The organism is Alteromonas sp. BZK5 (assembly GCF_014349115.1).
Taxonomy (GTDB): Bacteria; Pseudomonadota; Gammaproteobacteria; order Enterobacterales; family Alteromonadaceae; genus Alteromonas; species Alteromonas macleodii.
The window spans coordinates 1-3446 of the sequence record NZ_JACSOE010000175.1 but is presented as its reverse complement, the minus strand read 5'-3'; the positions used below and the strand labels follow the sequence as shown (position 1 = coordinate 3446).

The 3446-nt window shown below is 41.3% G+C and carries 2 protein-coding genes and 1 pseudogene; 1 reads left to right on the top strand and 2 read right to left on the bottom strand.

Annotation, left to right across the window (positions count from 1 at the left end; genetic code table 11):
* The first annotated feature begins 222 nt into the window (after positions 1–222).
* Complete coding sequence (locus BIZ39_RS20805) at positions 223–1677, top strand: aldehyde dehydrogenase family protein (protein ID WP_069945698.1); 1455 nt, start codon at positions 223–225, stop codon at positions 1675–1677.
* 86 nt (positions 1678–1763) lie between these two features.
* On the opposite strand, the pseudogene BIZ39_RS20800 reads toward BIZ39_RS20805, so the two are convergent.
* Positions 1764–2405, bottom strand: a pseudogene (locus BIZ39_RS20800) (zinc-binding dehydrogenase); the annotation flags it as partial.
* Positions 2406–2611: 206 nt separating this feature from the next.
* Entirely contained in the window at positions 2612–3142 is a 531-nt protein-coding gene (locus BIZ39_RS20795) for a hypothetical protein (RefSeq protein WP_187447966.1), read from the bottom strand.
* Positions 3143–3446: the final 304 nt, after the last annotated feature.

Below are 3446 nucleotides of genomic sequence, written 5' to 3'. Positions count from 1 at the left end.
AAAGTGAGCCAGCCTCATAGGGTAGAATCAATGATTGTGGGTCAGAACATGCTGATAAAATCGGGTCAGGCAAAATAAGATGTCAGGCCGCTACAGCTAGCTTGCTACCTACCTCTATCGGCTATAACCCTTCTGAAACCGTTTATGCACTAGCCAGCTACATTGCTGATCACATAAATGAAGCTAACCCTAGTTAACGTTAAACCTAATTAAGGTATTGAAATGAATTATAAAGATATTAGCCAGAGTGACTTTTCTCTCGACTACACAACTGGCTTTTCTGGTGAAATATTCGATGTTGTTGAACCTGCTACTGGTAAAGTACTGGGGAGCATTAATGCTGCCACTACAGAAGAAGCCAATAAGGTAATCGAACATTGTAAAAAAGCTCAACCTGAATGGGCGACCAGTACATTTGAAGTGCGTGCAGGTATTTTGAGAAAATTTGCCAAGGCACTTGAAGACAACGCAGAGCTCATTCATACGTGGAATGCTCGCGAATGTGGCTCTATTCGCCCAAAAAGTGAATGGGAATTACAAGCGTGTATTGAGCAGTCTCATACTGCTGCTAGTTTAGCACAAGCGCCAAGTGGTGAGCTTTATCCATCAACCATGCCCACACGTAAAAACATGCGTGTACGCATTCCAGTAGGTGTGGTTGGTGTCATTGCTCCGTGGAATTTCCCTCTACTCCTATCATTGCGTGCCGTGCTACCAGCACTCGCCATGGGTAACACCGTGGTATTAAAACCTGATCCACAGAGCTACTTTACCGGTGGAGTTATCATTCAGGAGCTGATGAAAATTGCTGGACTACCTGACGGTGTATTGGGTTTATTACCAGGTGGTGCAGAACCAGGACAAGCTGTTGTTGAACACCCAGCAACAGGCATGATTGCTTTTACAGGTTCTACCGCAGTTGGACGCTCGATTGCTCAGCATTGTGCTAAGACATTTAAAAAGACGTCATTGGAACTAGGCGGAAACAATGCCTTCATTGTACTGGAGGATGCCGATATTACTTCTGCAGCTTCGTGTGCTGCGTGGGGTGCATTCCTGCATCAGGGTCAGATATGTATGCAATCAGGACGTCATATTGTGCACGAAGATATTGCTGATGCGTATATAGAAGCGTTAGCACAGCGTGCCAACAACCTTCATGTTGGTAACCCTTTTACAGAACAATGTCACCTTGGCCCTTTGATTAACCTGTCTCAAGCAGAGAAAGTACAAGCACTCATTGATGCGTCTGTGGCTATGGGTGCAGAAGTGGTAACAGGTGGTAAAGCACAAGGTCAATTTGTTAGACCAACAGTGTTAAAAAATGTAACCCCAGATATGCCCATATTCACACAAGAAATATTTGGCCCTGTAGCGCCTATTGTTACTTTTAAAACAGAGCAAGAGGCCATTGAGCTAGCCAATGCTACTGAACTTGGTTTATCAGCCTCTATTCACACGGCAAATAGTGCAAAAGGTGAGTATATGGCTGGTCTTATCGAAGCGGGTATGGTGCATGTGAATGACCAAACCGTAAATAACGAGTACCACATTCCTTTTGGTGGTTTGAAAGATTCAGGCGATGCTGGACGCATTGGTGGACCAGTGAATCTTGAAGAATTCACTCACAGTAAATGGATAAGTGTTATGCCTCAAGGCATTCAATACCCGTTCTAATAAAAGAAGGTCAGAATACGTATCAACTATGTATTCTGACCTTATCGATTGTTCCTGCTACGCGCTGTGTTTATCTAAACCTTTATCTAAGCCTTGTTAGGTACAATCAAGTATTTCTCACCCGTTTTCTTCGCATTATACAAGGCAACATTTTCAGGTTGTAGCGCCTCTTCAAGGGTAAGCTCTTTGGTGTATGAAGATGCAAACGTGGTGTTTATCTCGCTAGCCACTTTTTGATAAAGCGCTCCTACGCGCTGTTTATCAAGCTTTCCAAGGAAGCGCATTAGCAACCAACCGCCGATGCCCCATGTCATACCATAAGCACGATTTAAAATAGTTGGTGAGAAATCTAGACCACCGTAAATGTAAACCTGCTTGTTGCTGTCTGAACCATAAGTATTAAACCCTTTCGCATCTTTGCTGCCAGAGGCTTCCATCATAGTTAGAATGTCGCTTACCAACTCACCGCCACCTATGGCATCAAATGCCAATGTAGCGCCGGTTTGATCGATGGCCTGATACAATTCGGCTTTAAAGTTTTCACTACTTGAGTCCAATACAATTTTAGCACCAATGTCTTTTAAAATATCCACCTGCTGCTGACTGCGCACAATGTTAACCAGTTCAACACCTTGCTCTAGACAAATCTTATTTAGCATTTGGCCCAAGTTAGACGCTGCCGCAGTGTGTACAAGTGCTTTATGGCCTTCCATACGCATGGTTTCAACTGAAAAAAAGACAGAAACTTGTAGTCATAGAGCCTGATTTACTAAGATCCCAAATAGTGGGTACTAAATTGCGTTCACAGTGCAATAGATTGCGTGTTTCGTTTGCGTGTCAACTTACGAGACATCGCCGAAAATTTTTTCAGGCATCATAATGATGTCTCATTTTCAGAAGGAGGTATGGGATTTAAGGTATCTCTTTTGAGCCCTTAATTTTCAGTTTTCACTGATGCGGATGCATATGCCTCTTCAAGTTCTTCTCTTAGGTCGGGCATTTTATTGACACGCCTTTTTACTTTCTTCAGAAGATACAGGTCAGATATAACACCTCTGTACTCTTTTATTATTTGCTCGGTTTCGAAGGCAAGTTTAGCAATTTCTACCGGAGCGAACTTCATGAAACTTGCTAATGTGTAGCCTGTTTTATTCACAGGAACTTCTCTTGATACCTTGTTAACGCCTGCACGCCTTACTGAGTCGTACTGGTACCATCTAATTCGAGGAGCACCGTCCTTTTCAGTGTATTCAGGGAATACGTCTGGTTTATATCTATCACTACGAATTGTCATTTTTGGGATGAGCGTATATCTGTACTTAGAATCAGCTTTGCTGACTTTGTTGTTACGCACATTGTTCATCATGCCCACGTATACAGATATCTGCGTCTCTATATCCTGAAGAAGCACATGCACACATTCTCTCTGAGCGAGATGTAATTTAACGTATTTTTCTCCAAACATTTTTTTACCAAAGTAGTATGTAATAATTTAATAACCTACCGAAGTATAAATTATGGGTTTCTAATTGTCATTTTTAATTTTATTCGTCGACGCTATACTTTCGTAAGTCATTGTTATTTATACATATATCATGAATTATATCTTTTCGTTTGACTCAATTTACAGTATTCGAGTAAAGGTTTAAGAGTAATTTAACAGGGTTTTTCTTTGGTTAGTTTATTATTTATCTATCTGAAACATATGGTTTTAAATGGTTTTTGAAGATTCCAGTAGGTTATATATAACCTATCATTGAATATAATGG

Bases quoted from the DNA above. Each gene is read 5' to 3' on its own strand.
- BIZ39_RS20805 (WP_069945698.1), top strand. From the start codon at position 223: ATGAATTATAAAGATATTAGCCAGAGTGACTTTTCTCTCGACTACACA.
- BIZ39_RS20795 (WP_187447966.1), bottom strand. From the start codon at position 3,142: ATGTTTGGAGAAAAATACGTTAAATTACATCTCGCTCAGAGAGAATGT.